Source organism: Streptomyces sp. NPDC031466 (genome assembly GCF_055581265.1).
In genome coordinates this window covers 88288-106366 of sequence record NZ_JBVIJT010000011.1, presented here as the reverse complement: position 1 = coordinate 106366, position 18079 = coordinate 88288, and the positions used below count along the sequence as shown (strand labels likewise).

The following is an 18079-nucleotide window of genomic DNA, read 5'->3' as shown; positions in this document are numbered from 1 at the left end:
CGGGAATATTTCCGGGGCTACTTGACGCCGAGACCGGCGTCGTCGACCGGGGACCCGCCCGCGGCCCGGAGGACCTTGTTCAGCGGCCGGAGGTCGTAGATGCCCTTGAGGTCGGGCTTCTCCAGGAGGCCGGCCCTGACCGCGTGCTCGGCCTCGGCGTCCAGGGTGGCGGCCAGCGGGTCGTCGGTCGTGCTGATGGACTTCCACGCGGGGTCGAGCACCTCGGCGGGCAGCGCCTTCCCGGAGTCCGCCTTGAGCTGGGCGTTCGCCGCGGCCTTGGCCTTGTCCGGGTTCTCGCCGATCCAGGCGTTGGTCTTCACGGAACCGCGCAGGACGGCCTCGACGACCTTCGGGTGCTCCTCCAGGAAGCTCTGCTTCACGATGATGTTCGTGATCACGAACTTCTTGTCCGGCCACAGGTCGGCCTCGTCGAGGAGGACCTTGCCGCCCTCGGCGACCAGCTTGGAGGCGGTCGGCTCGGGCACCCAGGCGCCGTCGATGGAGCCGGACTTGTAGGCATCCGGCGTGATCTTGTTGTCGGTGCGGATCACCGACACGTCACCCTTGCCGCTCTGCGCGTCGACCTTCCAGCCCCGCTCCGCGATCCAGTTGAGGAAGGCCACGTCCTGGGTGTTGCCGAGCTGCGGTGTCGCGATCTTCTTGCCCTTGACGTCGGCCAGGGACTTGATCTTCTTGGGGTCCACCACGAGCTTCACGCCGCCCGAGGCCGAACCGCCGATGATGCGCAGATTCTTGCCGGCGGACTTGGTGTAGCCGTTGATGGCGGGGGAGGGGCCGATCCAGCCGATGTCGATGGAGCCCGCGTTCAGCGCCTCGATCTCCGAGGGACCGGCGTTGAACTGCGAGTACTTCGCCTCCGTGCCGCCCAGTTCCTTCTGGAACAGGCCCTCGCGGTTGCCGACCAGGGCGGTGGCGTGCGTGAGGTTCGGGAAGTAGCCGATCTTCACGCTGTCCAGGCCGTCGATCTTCTTCGCGCCCGCGGCGATCTTCGTCTTGCCGTCCTCCTCGCTCGCCCCGGAGCCATAGCCGCAGGCGCCGAGGGACAGGGCCAGCAGGGGGAGCGCCAGCAGGGCGGTGAGGGTGGTACGTGGTGCAGCAGGCACGGGAGGTGTTCCTCTCGTCGGCCCGGGCGCACGCCGTCAGGTCGTGGCCGGGAGGTCGGCAGGTCTTCGTCGTCGTACAGAGGCGGCCCGGGGGACGGGGCGGCCGTGGGCGCGCGAGCGGTGCGCGTACGTCATCGCGCACATCGCGCCACCCCGCCCTGCCCGCTGCCGAGGGCGCCGCTGCCGATGCGGCCGCCCTCCTTCGCGAAGGTGGAGAACATGTCGAGTGGGGGCATGTCAGAAGTCCCAGTCCTCGTCGTCGGCCGGGGCGGCGCCGTCGTCCGCCGGCGTGGCGAACGCCTCGCCCGCCATGCCCGCCGCGAGCGTCGTGCCGTCGGCCGGGTCGATGAGCAGGAACGATCCGGTGCGCCGCGAGTCCGCGTACGCGTCGAGCGCCAGCGGCTCGGCGGTGCGGACCTTCACGCGCCCGATGTCGTTGGCGACGAGCTGTCCGGGCTCGGGGTGCTGGGACAGGTCGTCCAGGGTCAGCCGCGAGGGGATCTCCTTGACGATCGCCTTGACCGTGCGGGTGGTGTGCTTGAGCAGCACCCGCTGGCCGACGCTCAGCGGTGTGTCGGCGACATGGCAGACCGTCGCCTCGATGTCCTGCGAGGTCGGCGGGGTGTCGCCGCTGGGCACGATCAGGTCGCCGCGCGAGATGTCGATGTCGTCCTCCAGGAGCAGGGTGATGGACTGCGGCGTCCACGCCACGTCCACCGCCTTGCCCAGGAGGTCGATCCCGGCGATCTTCGAGGTACGGCCCGAGGGGAGGACCGTGACGGACTCGCCGACGCGGAACGTGCCGGCCGCGATCTGGCCCGCGTAGCCGCGGTAGTCGGGGTGCTCGGCGCTCTGCGGGCGGATCACGTACTGCACGGGAAGCCGGGCGTGGCACGAGGTGAGGTCGTGGCTGACCGGGACCGTCTCCAGGTGTTCCAGGACGGTGGGGCCGCCGTACCAGTCCATGTGGGACGAGGGCTCGACGACGTTGTCCCCGGCGAGGGCGGAGATCGGGATCGCGGTGATCTCCGGAACCCCCAACTCGCCCGCGTAGGCGGTGAACTCCTCGGCGATCTTCGCGAAGACCGTCTCGTCGTAGGCGACCAGGTCCATCTTGTTCACGGCCAGGACGACGTGCGGGACGCGCAGCAGCGCGGCGACCGCGGCGTGGCGGCGGGTCTGCTCGATGACGCCGTTGCGGGCGTCGACCAGCACGACGGCGAGGTCGGCGGTGGAGGCGCCGGTGACCATGTTCCGCGTGTACTGCACGTGGCCGGGGGTGTCGGCCAGGATGAACCGGCGCCGGGCGGTGGCGAAGTAACGGTAGGCCACGTCGATGGTGATGCCCTGCTCGCGCTCGGCGCGCAGCCCGTCGGTGAGCAGCGCGAGGTCCGGCGTGTCGGCGCCCCGGCTGGCCGAGACGCGCTCGACGGCCTCCAACTGGTCGGTCAGGACCGACTTGGAGTCGTGCAGGAGCCGGCCCACCAGGGTGGACTTGCCGTCGTCGACGGACCCGGCGGTGGCGAACCGCAGCAGCGTGGTGGCCGTCAGGTCACCCAACTGGGCGTCGGCGGTGGTGGTGTTGCTCATGGTTAGAAGTACCCCTCGCGCTTGCGGTCTTCCATCGCGGCCTCGGACATCTTGTCGTCGGCCCGGGTCGCCCCGCGCTCGGTCAGCCGGGAGGCGGCGATCTCGGCGATGACGGCGTCCAGCGTCGTGGCGTCGGAGTCGACGGCGCCGGTGCAGGACATGTCGCCCACCGTGCGGTAGCGGATGAGCCGCTTCTCCACCCGCTCCTCGCCCTTGGGGCCGCCCCACTCGCCGGCGGTCAGCCACATCCCCGCCCGCTTGAAGACCTCCCGTTCGTGGGCGAAGTAGATCTGCGGCAGCTCGATGCCCTCCCGCGCGATGTACTGCCACACGTCCAGCTCGGTCCAGTTGGACAGCGGGAAGACGCGCACGTGCTCGCCGGGCGCGTGGCGGCCGTTGTAGAGCTGCCACAGCTCGGGGCGCTGCCGGCGCGGATCCCACTGCGAGAACTCGTCCCGCAGCGAGAACACCCGCTCCTTGGCGCGCGCCTTCTCCTCGTCCCGGCGGCCGCCGCCGAAGACCGCGTCGAACCTCTCGCTCTGGATCTTCTCGGTGAGCGGCACCGTCTGCAGCGGGTTGCGCGTGCCGTCGGGGCGCTCGCGCAGCTTTCCGGCGTCGATGTACTCCTGCACGGACGCCACGTGCAGCCGCAGCCCGTGCCGGGCCACCGCCCGGTCGCGGTAGTCGAGGACCTCGGGAAAATTGTGGCCCGTGTCCACGTGCAGCAGCGAGAAGGGCACGGGGGCGGGGGCGAACGCCTTCAGCGCCAGGTGCAGCATGACGATGGAGTCCTTGCCGCCGGAGAAGAGGATCACCGGCCGCTCGAACTCGCCCGCCACCTCGCGGAAGATGTGCACCGCCTCGGACTCCAGCGCGTCCAGGTGGCTCAGGGCGTAGGGGCTGCGGGTGCCCTCGCCGGTCGCGGTGGCAACAGTGGTCATGCCAGACCCCTTTCGGTGAGCAGCGTGTACAGGGCCGTGGCCGACTCCCGCACCGTCTGGTCCTGCGACTCGATCCGCAGATCCGGCGACTCGGGCGCCTCATAAGGGTCGTCGACCCCCGTCAGCCCCGAGATCTCGCCCGCCGCCTGCCGGGCGTACAGGCCCTTCACATCGCGTACGGAGCACACCTCCACCGGCGTGGCGACATGCACCTCCAGATAGGCGGTGCCCGCCGCCTGGTGGCGCCCGCGGACCGCCGCACGGCTGTCCGCGAACGGCGCGATCACCGGGACAAGCACCAACACGCCGTTGCGCGCGAGGAGCTGGGCGACGAAGCCGATGCGCTGCACATTGGTGTGCCGGTCCTCTCTGCTGAAGCCGAGGCCCGCCGAGAGGAACTCGCGGATCTCGTCCCCGTCGAGCACCTCCACCCGCCGGCCCTCCGCGCGCAGCCGGCCCGCCAGTTCATGCGCGATGGTGGTCTTGCCCGCGCTGGGCAGGCCGGTGAGCCAGACAGTGGCTCCGCTCACGTGGGACTCCTGAACTGCTCGTCGTGCCGCGGTCATCCGTGGATCCCGCACTCGGTCTTGGTGTTGCCGGACCAGCGGCCGGCGCGCGCGTCCTCGCCCTCCAGGAGGCGGCGGGTGCAGGGCGCGCAGCCCACGGAGCCGTAGCCGTCCATCAGAAGCGGGTTGGTGAGAACGCCCTGCTCGGCCACATAGGCGTCGACGTCGTCCTGCGTCCAGCGGGCGATCGGCGAGACCTTGACCTTCTGCCGCTTCTCGTCCCAGCCGACGACCGGGGTGTTCGCCCGGGTCGGCGACTCGTCGCGGCGCAGGCCCGTGGCCCACGCGGCGTACCCCTTGAGGCCGTCCTCCAGGGGCTGCACCTTGCGCAGCTTGCAGCACAGGTCGGGGTCGCGGTCGTGCAACTTCGGGCCGTACTCGGCGTCCTGCTCGGCCACGCTTTGGCGGGGCGTGAGGGTGATGACGTTGACGTCCAGCACGGCCTCGACGGCGTCGCGGGTGCCGATGGTCTCCGGGAAGTGGTAGCCGGTGTCGAGGAAGACGACGTCCACGCCGGGCATGGCCCGCGAGGCGAGATGGGCGACGACCGCGTCCTCCATGGAGGAGGTCACGCAGAACGCGCCGCCGAACGTGTCGGCGGCCCAGCGCAGGATCTCCAGGGCGGACGCGTCCTCCAGGTCGCGCCCGGCCCGCTCGGCCAGCGTCTTCAACTCGTCGTTCGTACGCACTGCTTGAGTGGACGTCATATCTGATCCCCTCCGCCGTCGGTGTGCCGAACCCCCCGGGCGAGCAGCCCGAGGAACTTCAGCTGGAAGGCCCGGTTGCACGCGGCGCATTCCCAGGCGCCGTGCCCGGTCTCGTTCGGTCGCAGGTCCTCGTCGCCGCAGTAGGGGCAGTGGAAGGGGGCGGCTCGCTCACTCACTGCAGGGCCTCCTCGGAGGCGCGGGCGGTCCAGGTGGCGAACCGCTCGCCCTCGGCGCGCTCCTCCTGGAAGCGCTTGAGGACCCGCTCGATGTAGTCGGGCAGTTCGTCGGCGGTGACCTTCAGGCCGCGCACCTTGCGGCCGAAGCCGGCGTCGAGGCCGAGCGCGCCGCCGAGGTGCACCTGGTAGCCCTCGACCTGGTCGCCGGCCTCGTCGAGGACGAGCTGGCCCTTGAGGCCGATGTCGGCGACCTGGATGCGGGCGCAGGCGTTCGGGCAGCCGTTGATGTTGATGGTGATCGGCTCGTCGAACTGCGGGATGCGGCGCTCCAGTTCGTCGATGAGTGAGGCGCCGCGGGCCTTGGTCTCGACGATGGCGAGCTTGCAGAACTCGATGCCGGTGCAGGCCATCGTGCCGCGCCGGAACGGCGAGGCGTTGACCTTGAGGTCGAGCGCCTCCAGGGCGGAGACGAGCGAGTCGACGTCCTCCCGCGCCACGTCCAGCACGATCATCTTCTGCTCGGCGGTGGTGCGCAGGCGCCCCGAGCCGTGGGCCTCGGCGACCTCGGCGATCTTGGTGAGGGTGGCGCCGTCCACGCGGCCGACGCGCGGTGCGAAGCCGACGTAGAAGCGGCCGTCCTTCTGCCGGTGCACGCCGAGGTGGTCGCGCCAGGTGCCGGCGGGCTGCTCGGGCGCGGGCCCGTCGGTGAGCCTGCGCCCCAGGTACTCGTCCTCCAGGACCTGGCGGAACTTCTCCGGGCCCCAGTCGGCGACGAGGAACTTCAGGCGGGCGCGGTTGCGCAGCCGGCGGTAGCCGTAGTCACGGAAGATGCCGATGACGCCGCCGTACACGTCCGGTACGTCCGCCAGCGCCACCCAGGCGCCGAGGCGCACGCCCAGCTTGGGGTTGGTGGACAGGCCGCCGCCGACCCACAGGTCGAAGCCGGGGCCGTGTTCGGGGTGGTGCACGCCGACGAAGGCGACGTCGTTGATCTCGTGGGCGACGTCCAGCTGCGGGGAGCCGGAGATCGCCGTCTTGAACTTGCGCGGCAGGTTGGAGAACTCGGGGTTGCCGATGAAGCGGCGCTGGATCTCGTCGATGGCGGGGGAGCCGTCGATGATCTCGTTCTCGGCGACCCCGGCCACCGGTGAGCCGAGGATGACGCGGGGGGTGTCGCCGCAGGCCTCGGTGGTGGACAGCCCGACGGCTTCGAGCCGCCGCCAGATCTCGGGGACGTCCTCGATGCGGATCCAGTGGTACTGGATGTTCTGCCGGTCGGTGAGGTCGGCGGTCCCGCGCGCGAACTCCTCGGAGATCTCCCCGATGACGCGCAGCTGCTCGGTGGTCAGCCGGCCGCCGTCGATGCGCACCCGCAGCATGAAGTACTCGTCGTCCAGCTCCTCCGGCGCCAGGACCGCGGTCTTGCCGCCGTCGATCCCGGGCTTGCGCTGGGTGTAGAGGCCCCACCAGCGCATGCGCCCGCGCAGGTCGTTGGGGTCGATGGAGTCGAAGCCCCGCTTGGAGTAGATCGTCTCAATACGTGTCCGCACATTGAGACCGTCGTCGTCCTTCTTGAACTGCTCGTTGCCGTTGAGGGGCGTGAAGTGGCCCACGGCCCACTGGCCCTCGCCGCGGTGACGGCTCGCCTTGCGGCGGGGCGTGGCTGGGGCGGGCTTCTCTGGCGTGGCGGGCATGGGTGTACGTCCTTCGGGGCAGCGGAGAAACGTCTCTCTGACCTGCGGGTATGGGCACATGCGGAAATGTGCGCGCGGCGCTGCGCAGGGAGGGGATCAGGGACGAGCGAGGGGGTGGAGGTGCGGCGGCGCTGAGGCGGTCAGCGGGCCGGACACATGGCGCTGGACATGCGGCCGAGGTCGACGTGACGCCGACTCACCAAGGCGGTTCCAGTGCGATCCATGACGGAAGCGTGTCACGGGACTTTCGGCCCAGTCCAGCATTATCCAGAATGTGGACACCTCTGTCCCGTATCGTGGACAGAGGTGTCGTCGGTCACAGCGTCGGTCGCCGCGTCAGTCGCGCTGGGCCCCCGGCCACGGGCCCGGAGCGGCGCCCTCCGGTTCCTGCTCGACCTTGGTGTCGAAGAGCCGGAAACCGCGCCGCAGGTAATTGTCCATGGCGTGCTCGCCGTCCTTGGAGCAGGTGTGCAGCCAGACCCGCTCGGTCGGCGCGAGGCCGGGCCACCGTTCGGCCAGGTCCCAGGCGCGCGCGACCCCGTACGAGAGGAGGTGTCCGCCGATGCGCCGGCCCCGGAAGGAGGGGAGCAGCCCGAAGTAGACGATCTCCACGACGCCCGGCGCCGCGTCCCCCCGCTCGCCCTGCGCCGCCAGCTCCACGTACCCGGCGGGCGTCCCCCTGTCGTACGCGACCCACGTCTCCACGCCCGGCCGCTCCAGCAGCTTGCGCCACTCGGCATAGGTGAGGGAGAGCCGGTCGGTCCAGCGGATGTCCCCGCCGACGGAGGCGTACAGGAACCGGCTGAACTCGGGCGAGGGCACTTCGGCGCGCACGATCCGCACGTCGCCCTCGGGCGCGGCGGCGGGCAGGAGATCGCGGGGGGACGTCTGCTCCAGCGACCATGTGGTGACGGTGAGACTCATGGGACTCAGCGAACCACGCGCCGGGCCGGGCCCCGCTGCCGGGGCCGGGCGGAGGGCCGTGCGGCGCCCGGGCGTCGGCTCCGCCCTCACTCGCGCCCACCCGGCCCCACTCGTGCCCGCTCTCGTGCGCGCCCGCCCCTTCCGCACGCCCACCCCGCCCGGCCGCACGCGCCCGGTCGCACGCGCCCGGTCGCACGCGCGCCCGTCCGTACTGCGCTGTTCAAGGCCCCGCCCCGTTCCGCGCGCCCCGGATCGCCCCAGTGGTAGCGGTACCCGCAAAGGACAGGGGTGGCCCCGTGCCGGCGCGGCACCACCCGTGTCCAGGCCGGCGCCGCCTAGGAACGCGGCGCTGCCCGCTCCACCACCGAGGCCAGGTCCAGGCTGTGCGGCAGCGTGCCGAACGCCGCGCCCCAGTCGCCGCCGAGCCTCGAGGCGCAGAACGCGTCGGCCACCTCCGGGGGCGCGTACCGCACGAGCAGGGAGCCCTGGAGCACCAGCGCCATCCGCTCCACGAGCCGCCGTGCCCGCGCCTCGATGCCGTCCAGATCGGCCAGCTCCGTCAGCAGGTCCTTGATCGCCCCGTCCAGCCGGTGGTCGGCGCCCCGGGCCTCGCCGACCTCCTGGAGGAACGCGTTCAGGGCCAGCGGCTCCCGCTGCAACGCCCGCAGGACGTCCAGCGCCTGGACGTTCCCCGAGCCCTCCCAGATGGAGTTCAGCGGCGCCTCGCGCAGCAGCCTCGGCATGCCCGACTCCTCGACGTAGCCGTTGCCGCCGAGGCACTCCAGGGCCTCCCCGACCATCGGCGTGCACCGCTTGGTCACCCAGTACTTGGCCGCCGGCACCGCGAGCCGCAGGAACGCCCGCTCCTGCTCGCCCCCGTCGTCGTACGCGGCCGCGAGCCGCAGCGCCAGCGTCGTGGCCGCCTCCGATTCGAGCGCGAGGTCCGCCAGGACGTTGCGCATCAGCGGCTTGTCGAGCAGCTTGCCGCCGAACGCCTCCCGGTACGTGGCGTGGTGCACCGCCTGCGCGACGGCCTGCCGCATCAGCGCGGCCGAACCGATCACACAGTCGAGCCGGGTCGCCGCGACCATCCCGATGATGGTGCGCACCCCGCGCCCCTCGTCGCCGACCCGCCGCGCCCACGTCCCGTCGAACTCGACCTCGCCGGAGGCGTTGGAGCGGTTGCCCAGCTTGTTCTTGAGCCGCTGGACGGCGAACGGGTTGCGGGTGCCGTCCTCCAGCACGCGCGGCACGAGGAAGCAGGTCAGCCCCTGCTCGGCCTGCGCGAGCACCAGGAAGCCGTCGGACATCGGGGCGGAGCAGAACCACTTGTGGCCGGTCAGCTCGTAGGCGCCCTCCTCGGACAGGGCCCGCGCGCGCGTCGTGTTGGCCCGCACGTCGCTGCCGCCCTGCTTCTCCGTCATGCCCATCCCGAACAGGACGCCCGCCTTCTGCGACGCCGGGCGCAGCCCCTGGTCGTAGACGGTCGAGGTGAGGCGCGGCTCCCACTCGGCGGCGAGCGCCGGATCGGCGCGCAGCGCGGGCACCGCGGCGTGCGTCATCGACACCGGGCAGCCGTGCCCGCCCTCGGTCTGCGTCCACACCAGGAACCCCGCGGCCCGCCGCAGGTGCCCGCCGGGCCGCGACCAGGCCGCCGTCAGGCCCGCGCCGACCGCCTTGCCCAGCAGCCGGTGCCAGGACGGATGGAAGTCGACCTCGTCGATCCGGTGCCCGTACCGGTCGTGGGTGCGCAGCACCGGCGGGTGGTCGTTGGCCAGTGCCCCCCACTCCTGCGCCTGGGCGGAGCCGGCGCTGCGGCCGAGCAGCGAGAGCTCCTCGCGCGTGGAATCGAGGAGCGCCGGATCCAGATGCCGCTCGACGCCCTCCACGAGGGCCCGGTCGGAGGCGAAGACGTCATATCCGACCAGGGGCGGAGCCTGGTTGGTCACTGTGTGGGTGCTGGCTGCCATGCCGCTACGGTAAGGAGGTGCACCAGGCAAATGAAACACCCGGGCGGCCCTCGGGGCGCTGGAAACGGGCCCGCGCTCTCTACCGCAACGTCTCCAAGCGCAGGACCGCCTGGCTGCTGCTCAAGGACACCGTCAACTCGTGCGTCGAGTACCGCATCCTGGGGCTCGCGGCCGAGGCGGCGTTCTTCACGCTGCTCTCCGTGCCGCCCCTGCTGCTGAGCCTCATCGGACTGCTCGCCTACGTCGACCGGTGGACCGGCGCGAACACCATCGCCAGCGTCGAGAACAACATCCTGGAGGCGTCCCGCACGGTCCTGTCCGACCGGGGGGTGAGCCAGATCGCGCAGCCGATACTGGAAGACGTCATGAAGGTGAGCCGACCGGACATCATCTCCATCGGCTTCCTGTTCGCCCTGTGGTCCGGCTCGCGCGCCGTGAACGTGTTCATCGACACGATCACCGTCATGTACGGCCTCGACGGCGTCCGCGGCATCGTCAAGACGCGGCTCCTCGCCTTCGGTCTTTTCATCGTGGCGCTGCTCATCGGCTCGGTCGCGCTGCCGCTGATGGTGGCGGGGCCGGACGCGGTGGTGAAACTCCTGCCCGGCTCGACGACGGTCGTCCAGATCCTGTACTGGCCGGTCGTCGTCATCCTCTCCATCGTCTTCCTGACGACGCTGTACCACGTGTCGGTGCCGGTGCGCTCGCCGTGGGTCGAGGACATGCCGGGCGCGCTGATCGCCCTCGCCATGTGGGTCCTCGGCAGCTTCCTGCTGCGCATCTACCTCACCAGCACCGTGGAGGGCCCCACGATCTACGGCTCGCTGGCGGCCCCGGTCGCCGTGCTCCTGTGGATCGGCGTGTCGGCCTTCGCGGTCCTGGTGGGCGCCGCGGTCAACGCGGCGATCGACCGCGTCTGGCCGTCCGTCGCCACGGCCGCCGCGCGCGCCGCCAACGACCGCATAAGGGAGGCCCAGGCCGCCGAGGTCGTCGCCCGCGCGGCCGCCGCGCGCGAGGGGCTCGACCCCGACGACCCGGAGATGCCGTCCGAGTTCCCCGAGCGGTGGTCCCGCTTCCTGCCCCCGGACGACGTGACCTCGCGGCTGCGGGCGCATGTGAAGCGCCATGGGTCGGACGACCACCCACCGGAGTAGGTCACCGGCTCCGCTCCATCCGCCCCGGTCACCGAAGGGGCCGCACGGCACGGCCCCTTCGGCGACCGGGGCCCCGCGGCATCACGCCGACCAGACCCCCACCGCCGCGCACTCCTCGGCGAACTCCGAGAAGTCCCTGGGCTCGCGGCCCAGCACCTCCCGCACCCCCTCGGAGAGCACCGCGTTGCCTCCGTCGAGGGTCGTCTCGAACAGTTCCACCAGGAACTCCGCCTCCTCGGCCGGCACCCCGAACTCCCCGAGGGCCGCCCCGTAGTCCCTCGCAGGCACCGGTACGTAGGTCATCTCCCGCCCCGCCGCCCCCGCGATCTCCGCCACCGCCTGCCGGAACGACAGCAGGCGGGGCCCGGTCAGGTCCAGGGTCCGGCCCGCCCACCGGTCGCCGCCGCCCAGCGCGGCCACCACCACGTCGGCGATGTCCCGCGCGTCGATGAACGGTTCGAGCACCTCACCGGCCGGGAAGACCAGCTCCCCGCCCCGCATGCCGTCCAGCAGCGGTCCCTCGCTGAAGTTCTGCGCGAACCACGCGGCCCGCACGACGGTCCACTCGGCGCCGCAGTCCCGTACCGCCTGCTCGGTGGCGTGCGCCTGGTGCTCGCCGCGCGCCGAGAGCAGCGTCAGGCGCCGCACGCCGAGTTCCACCGCGAGCCGGGCGAACGCGCCGACCTTCTCGGCCGCGCCGGGCGCGCCGACGTCCGGCAGATACGCGAGGTGCGCCGCGTCGGCACCCCGCAGGGCGTCCGCCCAGGTCGAGCTGTCCGTCCAGTCGAACCGCACCGCCCCGGACCGCGAGGCCGCCCGCACCGTGTGACCTGCCGCCGCCGCGGACTCCACCACCCTGTGCCCCACCCGCCCGGTCGCGCCCGTCACCAAAACCGTCATGTTCGCCGTGTCCATCGAGTCGGTCGTGTTCGCCGTGTTCGCCGTGTTCGTCGTCATGGCTTCAGTCAACTGCCCGGCCCGCGCCGCAACCATCGCCCAGGCGCTCACGCCCATACGCCTGCGTCTACGCTGCCGCCATGGACGTACTCGCAGGCTTGCTGGAGGGCCCGCGCGCCCGGGGCGCCTTCATGATCCGCGCGCTGTTCGACCCGCCCTGGTCGGTGCGCATCGCGGACGAGGCGCCCCTGTCCGTCATGGTCATGGTGCGCGGCACCGCCTGGATCGTCCCCGAGGACGGCACGCCCGCCCAGCGCATCCGCCCCGGCGACCTCGCCATCGCCCGCGGCCCCGACCACTACACCTGCGCCGGCGACCCCGCCACCGCACCGTTCGCCGAGATCCGGCCGGGCGAGCGCTGCGTCCCGCTGGGCGGCGCCCCGCCCGACAAGTACGCCGACCTCGGCCTGCGCGCCTGGGGCGAGTCCCGCGACAGCTCCGTGGAGATGCTGATCGGCACCTACCAGCTGCGGGGCGAACTCACCGGACGGCTCCTGGACGCGCTGCCACCGCTGCTGGTGCTGCCCGGCGAGGTGTGGGACTGCCCGCTCACCCCGCTGGTCGCCGACGAGCTCGGCAAGGACGAGCCGGGCCAGGACGTCGTCCTCGACCGGCTCCTGGACCTCCTCCTGATCGCCGCGCTGCGCGCCTGGTTCTCCCGGCCCGAGGCGGCGGCCCCCGCCTGGTACCGGGCCATGGGCGACCCCGTCGTGGGCCGCGCCCTGCGGCTGCTCCAGGACGACCCGGCGCACCCCTGGACGATCGCGGACCTCGCCGCGAAGGCCGGCGTCTCCCGGGCCGCGCTCGCCCGCCGGTTCACCGACCTGGTGGGCGAGCCCCCGATGACGTACCTGACGAACTGGCGGCTCGCGCTCGCCGCCGACCTGCTGCGCGACAGTGAGCAGACGATCGCCTCGATAGCCCGCAAGGTCGGATACGGCAGCGCCTTCGCCCTGTCCGGTGCCTTCAAACGGGTGTACGGGGTCAGCCCACAGGAGCACCGCATCCGTACCGCGTAGCCTGCTGGGATGGCTCACGGCACCGGCGACCAGGGGGAGTACCGCGAACGGCCGTCCCGGCTGCCCGGCGCGGTCATGTGGACCCGTACGCCCGCGGCCGGCCCCGGCGCCACCCGCCCCGTACTGCCCGACGGCTGCATGGACCTGCTGTGGACCGAGGGCAGACTGTTCGTCGCGGGCCCCGACACCCGCGCGCACCTCCCGGGCGCCGCCGGGGCCGCGGGACGCCATGTGGGCATCCGCTTCCACCCCGGCACCGCGCCCGCCATCCTGGGCGTCCCCGCCAACGAACTGCGGGACAGACGGGTGGAGTTGGCGGACCTGTGGACCGCGGCACGGGCGCGCCGTCTGACGGCGCGGGTGGACGGCGCCCGCGATCCGGTGGCCGCCCTGGAGGACCTCGCCCTGGACCGCGCCGCCGGCACCGGACCGCCCGACCCCTTCCTCGCCGAAGTCGTCGGCCTCTTGGACGCGGGCCGATCGGTCGCCGCGACGGCGGCGGCCCTCGGGGTCGGCGCCCGCCGACTGCACCGCCGCTCACTGCCCGCGTTCGGCTACGGCCCCAAGACGCTGGCCCGGGTGCTGCGGCTCCAGCGGGCCCTCGCGCTGGCCCGCGCCGGACTGCCGTACGCGGCCACCGCCACCGCCGCCGGCTTCGCCGACCAGGCCCATCTCGCCCGCGACGTCAAGGAATTGACGGGCCGCTCGCTGACCGCGCTACTCGGCGCTCCCTGACCGCCCGGCGGCCGCCGCGGGCGCGAAGAGGTCCACGCCGTTGCCGTCCGGGTCGAGCACCACCGCGTAGCGCTGCCCCCAGGGCGCGTCGAACGGCGCCAGCTCGCTCCGGTACCCGCATCCCGTCAGCTCCGCGTACGAGGCGTCGACGCCCTCGGGGCTCCCGCAGTGGAAGGCGAGCCCGATCCGTCCTCCGCCGGTGGGCGGGCGCCACTCGGGGTGGAAGGAGCGGATGGTCTCCTCCGTGTCGAAGGCGAGGCGCAGGCCTCCCGGAAGCTCCGCCTCGACGTGCGGCGCGCTCTGTGAACCCTCCGCGAACGAGAGGCCGAGCCGGCGGTAGAAGGCGAGCGAGGCGGCCATGTCGGAGACGACGAGGCCGATCAGATCGAATCGTGGAACCGGTGTGCTGTTCATGTCCGCGAGCGTATGTGCCACACGGATGACCGGTCTTGAAGGAATCGGACACCTCCTGGTCAGGCCGCTCACCCTGGAGGTGACGCTGCCGCTGCCCGACCGGGAGCACCGCCGGCCGACCCCCGTCGAGCTGGACACCGTCGACATCGACGACCGCAACCGCTGCATCGTCCGCCAGGCCTTCAGTCGATGAGCCCGGTCAGGACCTTCAGCTCCGCCAGGTAGTCCCGTACCTCCAGCGGCTTCTTCGCCACCACCCGCGCCGGCGCGTCCGCCATGTCGGGGTCGGTGAACACATCCGTGTAGCGCCGCCGCCCCGCGCCCGTCTCCAGGAACAGCGTCACCGCCGTCGCCGCCGACGCGCACCACGCCCGGTGCAGGGTGTACGACGGCAGGGCGTACCCGCTCCCCGCCGCGTACAGCGCGCTCTGCGTCAGCCGCAGCCGCGCCCGCCCGACGGGTTCGAGCAGCCAGTCGCCCCCCTTGTCCGCGAGGGCCTCCCGGTACCGCTCGGTGGCCCGCCCGCCCACGCCGTCCCCGACCGGCTCGTACAGCTCCATGCCGAGCGCGCCCCGCACCACGTGCGAGGCGAGCGGGGAGCGGTGGTTGTGCACGTCCTCCCGGGCGCTCGCCCCCGGATGCCACATATGGACGCGCAGCCGGTGCCGGGGCCCGCCGTCGATCAGCAGCAGTTTGTCGAAGCCGAGGACGTGGCGGTACGACAGGAGCGCGCACCCCGCGGGGTCGCCGACGCCCGCGGCCAGCTCCGTCACCAGCGGCAGCAGCCGCTCCGGCGCGCCCAGTTCCGCCACGACCGCGCGGGCGGCCCGCACCAGGTCGCCCTCCGCTTCCCCTTCCCCGGAGCCGGCCAGGGCCTCCTCCAGAAGCCTTTTGGCCTTGTGCACGTGCCGAACACCCACAGCACCCTCTCCCTCGTCCGGGCGCGTCCGCGCCGGTCCCGGGGTTCAGGTACCCGGCTGATACATCCATACGGCATGTGCGCGCAGCGCCGAAAGGTCCTGATAGGTCATCCACAGAGGCAGGACCTCTTGGCGCCAGGAGTCCACGGGGTGCGGGCGGCGCACCTCTTCCCGGGTGTTGGTCAGGTCCACGCACGCGTCGTGCAGCGGCTGCGGGCGGCCCCGTTTCCCCGGGGCGCGGCGGTGGAGAAGGTGACGTCCAACCGCGTCGGCCGGGCGTGCAGTTGGTAGGGGGGCAGGGGGCCCGGGCCGCAGGACCCCGTGCCGATGCCGTGCTGGCCGATGTCGAGATTGACCCACACGGTCGGGCCCGGGACGAGGTCCGCGCGGTGCCGGGCGGCGTCGAGTTCCTCGGTGGTCCAGCGGCGCGCGGTGAGCCACGGCCGGTGACCGGAGTCGATCCGCAGACCGCCGATCCGTGCCCAGCGGATGTCCGGGCGGGCGCCGTTCTCCTGGGGCCGCACGTACGGGGTCTGCAACGCGTCGACGTCGGCCTCCCACAGGCCCGTCATCGAGGCGGCACGGGTGTCGGGGTAGGCCTCGCCGGGACCGCCGCCGAACCAGCGGACGGGGCCGCGCGCGCCGGGCAGCCCGAAACGGATGCCGAGACGCGGCAGCGGCACCGTCCACTCGCCCTCCGGTTCCACCTCGAGGGCGAGCAGCAGCCGGGCCCCGTCCGACTGCCAGCGGTACACCGTCCGCAGGCCCAGATCGCTCGCGGCGGGCGCCACCCGGGTCCGTACGGTCAGGGCGTCCTCGCTCGACTCGACGGCGTCCAGGCGGTGTTGCATCCGGTGCAGGCCGAGCTCGCGCCACCGCGTGGCCAGGGCGGGCTCGGGGCGCCAGGGCATGCCGTTGTCGTTGTCGGTGGGCGCCCGCCACACGTCCAGGCGCAGGTCCTCGATCCGCAGATCGCCGAGGGTCAGCAGCGTCCCCCGCTCGTCGAAGACGGCGGGGCCGAGGGCGATCCGCCGGCCGTCGCGCACCGGGCTCGCCCCGCGCGCCGCCGGGCGGACGGTACCGGCCTCGTGGGGCAGCTGGGCCCAGGCCACCACATGGCCGCGCTCCGCCCACCCCGTGTCGCCGGCGAGCACCGCGCGTACCGTCCAGCCCGTCTCGGCCCCCGGGGCGTGCGGCGGGGCCGGGGGCAGCTTCGCCTCGGCGTGCTCACCGGGTCCGAGCGCGGGCACGGCGAGCGGGCCGTCGGCGACGGGCGCGCCGTCCGCCCCGTAGGACCAGGTGAAGGAGAGGTGGCCCAGCGTCGCGAAGTCGTGCAGATTGGTGATCCGGACGACTCCCGCGCGGCCGTCGCCGTCGATGCGGACCGGCTCGATCACCTTCTTGTACTCGACGAGGCCGGGGGACGGCGTGCGGTCGGGCAGGACGAGCCCGTCGCAGACGAAGTTGCCGTCGTGCGGCTCCTCGCCGAAGTCACCGCCGTAGGCGTACTCGTACGCGGGGTGCGCGATGCCGTGGTCGATCCACTCCCAGACGAAGCCGCCCTGGAGCCGCTCGTACCTCTCGAACAGCCTCTGGTACTCGGCGAGTCCGCCGGGGCCGTTGCCCATCGCGTGCGCGTACTCGCACAGGACGAAGGGGAGCCGGCGCCGGGACTCGGGTCCCTCGTCCTCGCCGCGGCCGATGAGTTCGACCTCGGCGTGGTCGGCGTACATCCGGGAGTACAGGTCGGTGTCCGCGCAGGAACGGTCGCCCTCGTAGTGCAGGAGGCGGCTGTCGTCCCGGGCGCGGATCCACTCGGCCATGGCGGTCAGGCCCCGCCCGGTGCCACACTCGTTGCCCAGCGACCAGACGACGACCGAGGGGTGGTTCTTGTCGCGCTCGACCATGCGGGCCGCGCGGTCCAGGAGCGCGGGCGTCCAGCGGTCGTCGTCGACGGGGTTGCCGCGCCAGCCCACCGCCTGGAAGCCGTGGGTCTCCAGGTCGCACTCGTCGACGACCCACAGGCCCAGCTCGTCGCAGAGGTCCAGGAAGGCCGGATGGGGCGGGTAGTGGCTGGTGCGGACGGCGTTGATGTTGTGCCGCTTCATCAGCAGGACGTCCGCGCGCATCGTGTCGGCGTCGAGGGCGCGGCCCGTCCGCGGGTGGAACTCGTGGCGGTTCACGCCGCGGAAGAGGATCGGGCGGCCGTTGACCTTGATGACCCCGTCCTCGACGGCGACCGTACGGAAGCCGATCCGCAGCGGGACGTGCTCGCCCGCGGTAACGAGGACCCCGCCGTAGAGCCTCGGTGTCTCGGCGGTCCACGGCTCGACGGGCACGGTGGCGCTCTCGCCGGTCGCCATGTCGATGCCCAGTTCGGGGACGGTGACGCGGCCCCGGACGTCCGCGTCGACCCGCAGGGTGCCCGTCCCCGCGCGGTGGTCGTAGGCCGCGTGGACGAAGTGGTCGCCCGCGCTGCCCTCGGGCCGGTGCAGCAATGTCACGTCGCGGAAGATGCCCGGCAGCCACCACTGGTCCTGGTCCTCCAGGTACGAGCCCGCGGACCACTGGTGGACGCGGACCGCGAGGACGTTGCGTCCGGGGCGCAGCAGCGGGCCCACGTCGAACTCGTGGGGCAGCCGCGAGCCCTTGAAGTCGCCCAGCCCCGTGCCGTTGAGCCAGACGCGGGCGCAGGACTCCACGCCGTCGAAACGCAGCGCCGTCGTGCCCGCCGCGGGCCAGTCGCCGGGCAGGTCGAAGACGCGCAGATGGTCGCCGGTGGGGTTGTCCGTCGGCACCCGCGGCGGGTCCACCGGGAAGGGGTAGAGCTGGTTGGTGTAGTGCGGTGTGCCGTGCCCTTGGAGCACCCAGTGGCCGGGGACCGTGATCTCGCCCCAGGCGCCGCTGTCGTCGGCGTCGTAGCCGTCGGCGGCGAAGGCGTCGTCCTCGGCGTCGGCGGTGGGGGAGAGGCGGAAGCGCCAACTGCCGTTGAGGCAGAGGGCGGGGGCGTCCGACGTGGCGTACCACGCGCGGGGCGGGAGGCAACCGGTGCCGGGGGACACGTCGTCGTGGGGGAGAGCGATGCGAACCATGCCTTCCATCAGACCGCGCCGGGGCCGGGGCCGACCATCGTTTCGGAGCGGGAGTCGATGGACTTTGCGGGCGCCACTTGGACAGAAGGGGCACGG

The 18079-nt window shown here is 72.6% G+C and carries 19 protein-coding genes; 4 read left to right on the top strand and 15 right to left on the bottom strand.

Annotation, left to right across the window (positions count from 1 at the left end; translation table 11 throughout):
* Window positions 1-17 precede the first annotated feature (17 nt).
* The 10 genes from ACZ5GP_RS26895 to ACZ5GP_RS26850 form a co-directional block, all read right to left on the bottom strand.
* The gene (locus ACZ5GP_RS26895; protein WP_468753257.1) at window positions 18-1124 is read right to left on the bottom strand and encodes an aliphatic sulfonate ABC transporter substrate-binding protein; all 1107 of its coding nucleotides are present in this window, start codon (window positions 1122-1124) and stop codon (window positions 18-20) included.
* A 237-nt stretch (window positions 1125-1361) separates the two neighbouring features.
* Window positions 1362-2714: a sulfate adenylyltransferase subunit 1 gene (locus ACZ5GP_RS26890; protein WP_468753256.1), complete on the bottom strand. Its 1353-nt coding sequence runs from the start codon at window positions 2712-2714 to the stop codon at window positions 1362-1364.
* A 2-nt stretch (window positions 2715-2716) separates the two neighbouring features.
* Window positions 2717-3655, bottom strand: a complete 939-nt coding sequence (gene cysD, locus ACZ5GP_RS26885) for a sulfate adenylyltransferase subunit CysD (RefSeq protein ID WP_468753255.1) — start codon at window positions 3653-3655, stop codon at window positions 2717-2719.
* Window positions 3652-4221 carry an adenylyl-sulfate kinase gene (cysC, locus tag ACZ5GP_RS26880; RefSeq protein WP_468753254.1) on the bottom strand — a complete coding sequence of 190 codons (570 nt, stop codon included), beginning with the start codon at window positions 4219-4221 and terminating at the stop codon, window positions 3652-3654. Before cysC ends, cysD begins: the two co-directional genes overlap by 4 nt.
* On the bottom strand, window positions 4218-4928 hold the full coding sequence (locus ACZ5GP_RS26875) for a phosphoadenylyl-sulfate reductase (protein WP_468753253.1): 711 nt from the start codon (window positions 4926-4928) through the stop codon (window positions 4218-4220). Before ACZ5GP_RS26875 ends, cysC begins: the two co-directional genes overlap by 4 nt.
* Window positions 4925-5104 (bottom strand): hypothetical protein, encoded by a 180-nt coding sequence (locus ACZ5GP_RS26870; protein WP_358583515.1) that lies wholly within the window; start codon window positions 5102-5104, stop codon window positions 4925-4927. Before ACZ5GP_RS26870 ends, ACZ5GP_RS26875 begins: the two co-directional genes overlap by 4 nt.
* A complete protein-coding gene (locus ACZ5GP_RS26865; RefSeq protein WP_468753252.1) occupies window positions 5101-6798 on the bottom strand; it encodes a nitrite/sulfite reductase in 1698 nt (565 codons plus the stop codon). Before ACZ5GP_RS26865 ends, ACZ5GP_RS26870 begins: the two co-directional genes overlap by 4 nt.
* Window positions 6799-6938: 140 nt before the next feature.
* The gene (locus ACZ5GP_RS26860) at window positions 6939-7022 is read right to left on the bottom strand and encodes a putative leader peptide (protein WP_355806261.1); all 84 of its coding nucleotides are present in this window, start codon (window positions 7020-7022) and stop codon (window positions 6939-6941) included.
* Window positions 7023-7134: 112 nt separating this feature from the next.
* Entirely contained in the window at window positions 7135-7722 is a 588-nt protein-coding gene (locus ACZ5GP_RS26855) for a GNAT family N-acetyltransferase (RefSeq protein ID WP_468753251.1), read from the bottom strand.
* A gap of 335 nt (window positions 7723-8057) precedes the next feature.
* A complete protein-coding gene (locus ACZ5GP_RS26850) occupies window positions 8058-9692 on the bottom strand; it encodes an acyl-CoA dehydrogenase family protein (protein ID WP_468753250.1) in 1635 nt (544 codons plus the stop codon).
* Window positions 9693-9709: 17 nt separating this feature from the next.
* Here ACZ5GP_RS26850 and ACZ5GP_RS26845 point away from each other — a divergent pair, with 17 nt between their 5' ends.
* Window positions 9710-10846, top strand: a complete 1137-nt coding sequence (locus ACZ5GP_RS26845; RefSeq protein ID WP_468753249.1) for a YihY/virulence factor BrkB family protein — start codon at window positions 9710-9712, stop codon at window positions 10844-10846.
* An 81-nt stretch (window positions 10847-10927) separates the two neighbouring features.
* Here ACZ5GP_RS26845 and ACZ5GP_RS26840 read toward each other — a convergent pair whose 3' ends face one another.
* Window positions 10928-11803: an NmrA family NAD(P)-binding protein gene (locus tag ACZ5GP_RS26840; RefSeq protein WP_468753248.1), complete on the bottom strand. Its 876-nt coding sequence runs from the start codon at window positions 11801-11803 to the stop codon at window positions 10928-10930.
* An 80-nt stretch (window positions 11804-11883) separates the two neighbouring features.
* Between ACZ5GP_RS26840 and ACZ5GP_RS26835 the strand changes: the two genes are divergently transcribed.
* Entirely contained in the window at window positions 11884-12822 is a 939-nt protein-coding gene (locus ACZ5GP_RS26835; RefSeq protein WP_468753247.1) for an AraC family transcriptional regulator, read from the top strand.
* Window positions 12823-12831: 9 nt separating this feature from the next.
* On the top strand, window positions 12832-13557 hold the full coding sequence (locus ACZ5GP_RS26830; RefSeq protein WP_468753246.1) for a helix-turn-helix domain-containing protein: 726 nt from the start codon (window positions 12832-12834) through the stop codon (window positions 13555-13557).
* Here the strand turns inward: ACZ5GP_RS26830 and ACZ5GP_RS26825 are convergent.
* Complete coding sequence (locus ACZ5GP_RS26825; protein ID WP_468753245.1) at window positions 13540-13971, bottom strand: VOC family protein; 432 nt, start codon at window positions 13969-13971, stop codon at window positions 13540-13542. The genes ACZ5GP_RS26830 and ACZ5GP_RS26825 overlap by 18 nt on opposite strands.
* A 25-nt stretch (window positions 13972-13996) precedes the next feature.
* Between ACZ5GP_RS26825 and ACZ5GP_RS26820 the strand changes: the two genes are divergently transcribed.
* Entirely contained in the window at window positions 13997-14164 is a 168-nt protein-coding gene (locus tag ACZ5GP_RS26820) for a hypothetical protein (protein ID WP_468753244.1), read from the top strand.
* Here the strand turns inward: ACZ5GP_RS26820 and ACZ5GP_RS26815 are convergent.
* From ACZ5GP_RS26815 to ACZ5GP_RS26805, 3 genes are read right to left on the bottom strand one after another with little or no spacing between them, the layout of a single operon-like run.
* On the bottom strand, window positions 14154-14891 hold the full coding sequence (locus ACZ5GP_RS26815) for a hypothetical protein (protein ID WP_468753243.1): 738 nt from the start codon (window positions 14889-14891) through the stop codon (window positions 14154-14156). The genes ACZ5GP_RS26820 and ACZ5GP_RS26815 overlap by 11 nt on opposite strands.
* Before the next feature lie 45 nt (window positions 14892-14936).
* A complete protein-coding gene (locus ACZ5GP_RS26810; RefSeq protein ID WP_468753242.1) occupies window positions 14937-15083 on the bottom strand; it encodes a hypothetical protein in 147 nt (48 codons plus the stop codon).
* Entirely contained in the window at window positions 15074-17983 is a 2910-nt protein-coding gene (locus tag ACZ5GP_RS26805) for a glycoside hydrolase family 2 TIM barrel-domain containing protein (protein ID WP_468753241.1), read from the bottom strand. Before ACZ5GP_RS26805 ends, ACZ5GP_RS26810 begins: the two co-directional genes overlap by 10 nt.
* Between the last annotated feature and the right edge of the window lie 96 nt (window positions 17984-18079).

Excerpts from the sequence above, each read along its gene's own strand:
- ACZ5GP_RS26890 (WP_468753256.1), bottom strand. The coding sequence starts at position 2,714 with ATGAGCAACACCACCACCGCCGACGCCCAGTTGGGTGACCTGACGGCC.
- cysD (WP_468753255.1), bottom strand. The coding sequence starts at position 3,655 with ATGACCACTGTTGCCACCGCGACCGGCGAGGGCACCCGCAGCCCCTAC.
- cysC (WP_468753254.1), bottom strand. The coding sequence starts at position 4,221 with ATGACCGCGGCACGACGAGCAGTTCAGGAGTCCCACGTGAGCGGAGCC.
- ACZ5GP_RS26875 (WP_468753253.1), bottom strand. The coding sequence starts at position 4,928 with ATGACGTCCACTCAAGCAGTGCGTACGAACGACGAGTTGAAGACGCTG.
- ACZ5GP_RS26865 (WP_468753252.1), bottom strand. The coding sequence starts at position 6,798 with ATGCCCGCCACGCCAGAGAAGCCCGCCCCAGCCACGCCCCGCCGCAAG.
- ACZ5GP_RS26860 (WP_355806261.1), bottom strand. The coding sequence starts at position 7,022 with ATGGATCGCACTGGAACCGCCTTGGTGAGTCGGCGTCACGTCGACCTC.
- ACZ5GP_RS26855 (WP_468753251.1), bottom strand. The coding sequence starts at position 7,722 with ATGAGTCTCACCGTCACCACATGGTCGCTGGAGCAGACGTCCCCCCGC.
- ACZ5GP_RS26850 (WP_468753250.1), bottom strand. The coding sequence starts at position 9,692 with ATGGCAGCCAGCACCCACACAGTGACCAACCAGGCTCCGCCCCTGGTC.
- ACZ5GP_RS26840 (WP_468753248.1), bottom strand. The coding sequence starts at position 11,803 with ATGACGACGAACACGGCGAACACGGCGAACACGACCGACTCGATGGAC.
- ACZ5GP_RS26835 (WP_468753247.1), top strand. The coding sequence starts at position 11,884 with ATGGACGTACTCGCAGGCTTGCTGGAGGGCCCGCGCGCCCGGGGCGCC.
- ACZ5GP_RS26830 (WP_468753246.1), top strand. The coding sequence starts at position 12,832 with ATGGCTCACGGCACCGGCGACCAGGGGGAGTACCGCGAACGGCCGTCC.
- ACZ5GP_RS26825 (WP_468753245.1), bottom strand. The coding sequence starts at position 13,971 with ATGAACAGCACACCGGTTCCACGATTCGATCTGATCGGCCTCGTCGTC.
- ACZ5GP_RS26820 (WP_468753244.1), top strand. The coding sequence starts at position 13,997 with ATGACCGGTCTTGAAGGAATCGGACACCTCCTGGTCAGGCCGCTCACC.
- ACZ5GP_RS26805 (WP_468753241.1), bottom strand. The coding sequence starts at position 17,983 with ATGGTTCGCATCGCTCTCCCCCACGACGACGTGTCCCCCGGCACCGGT.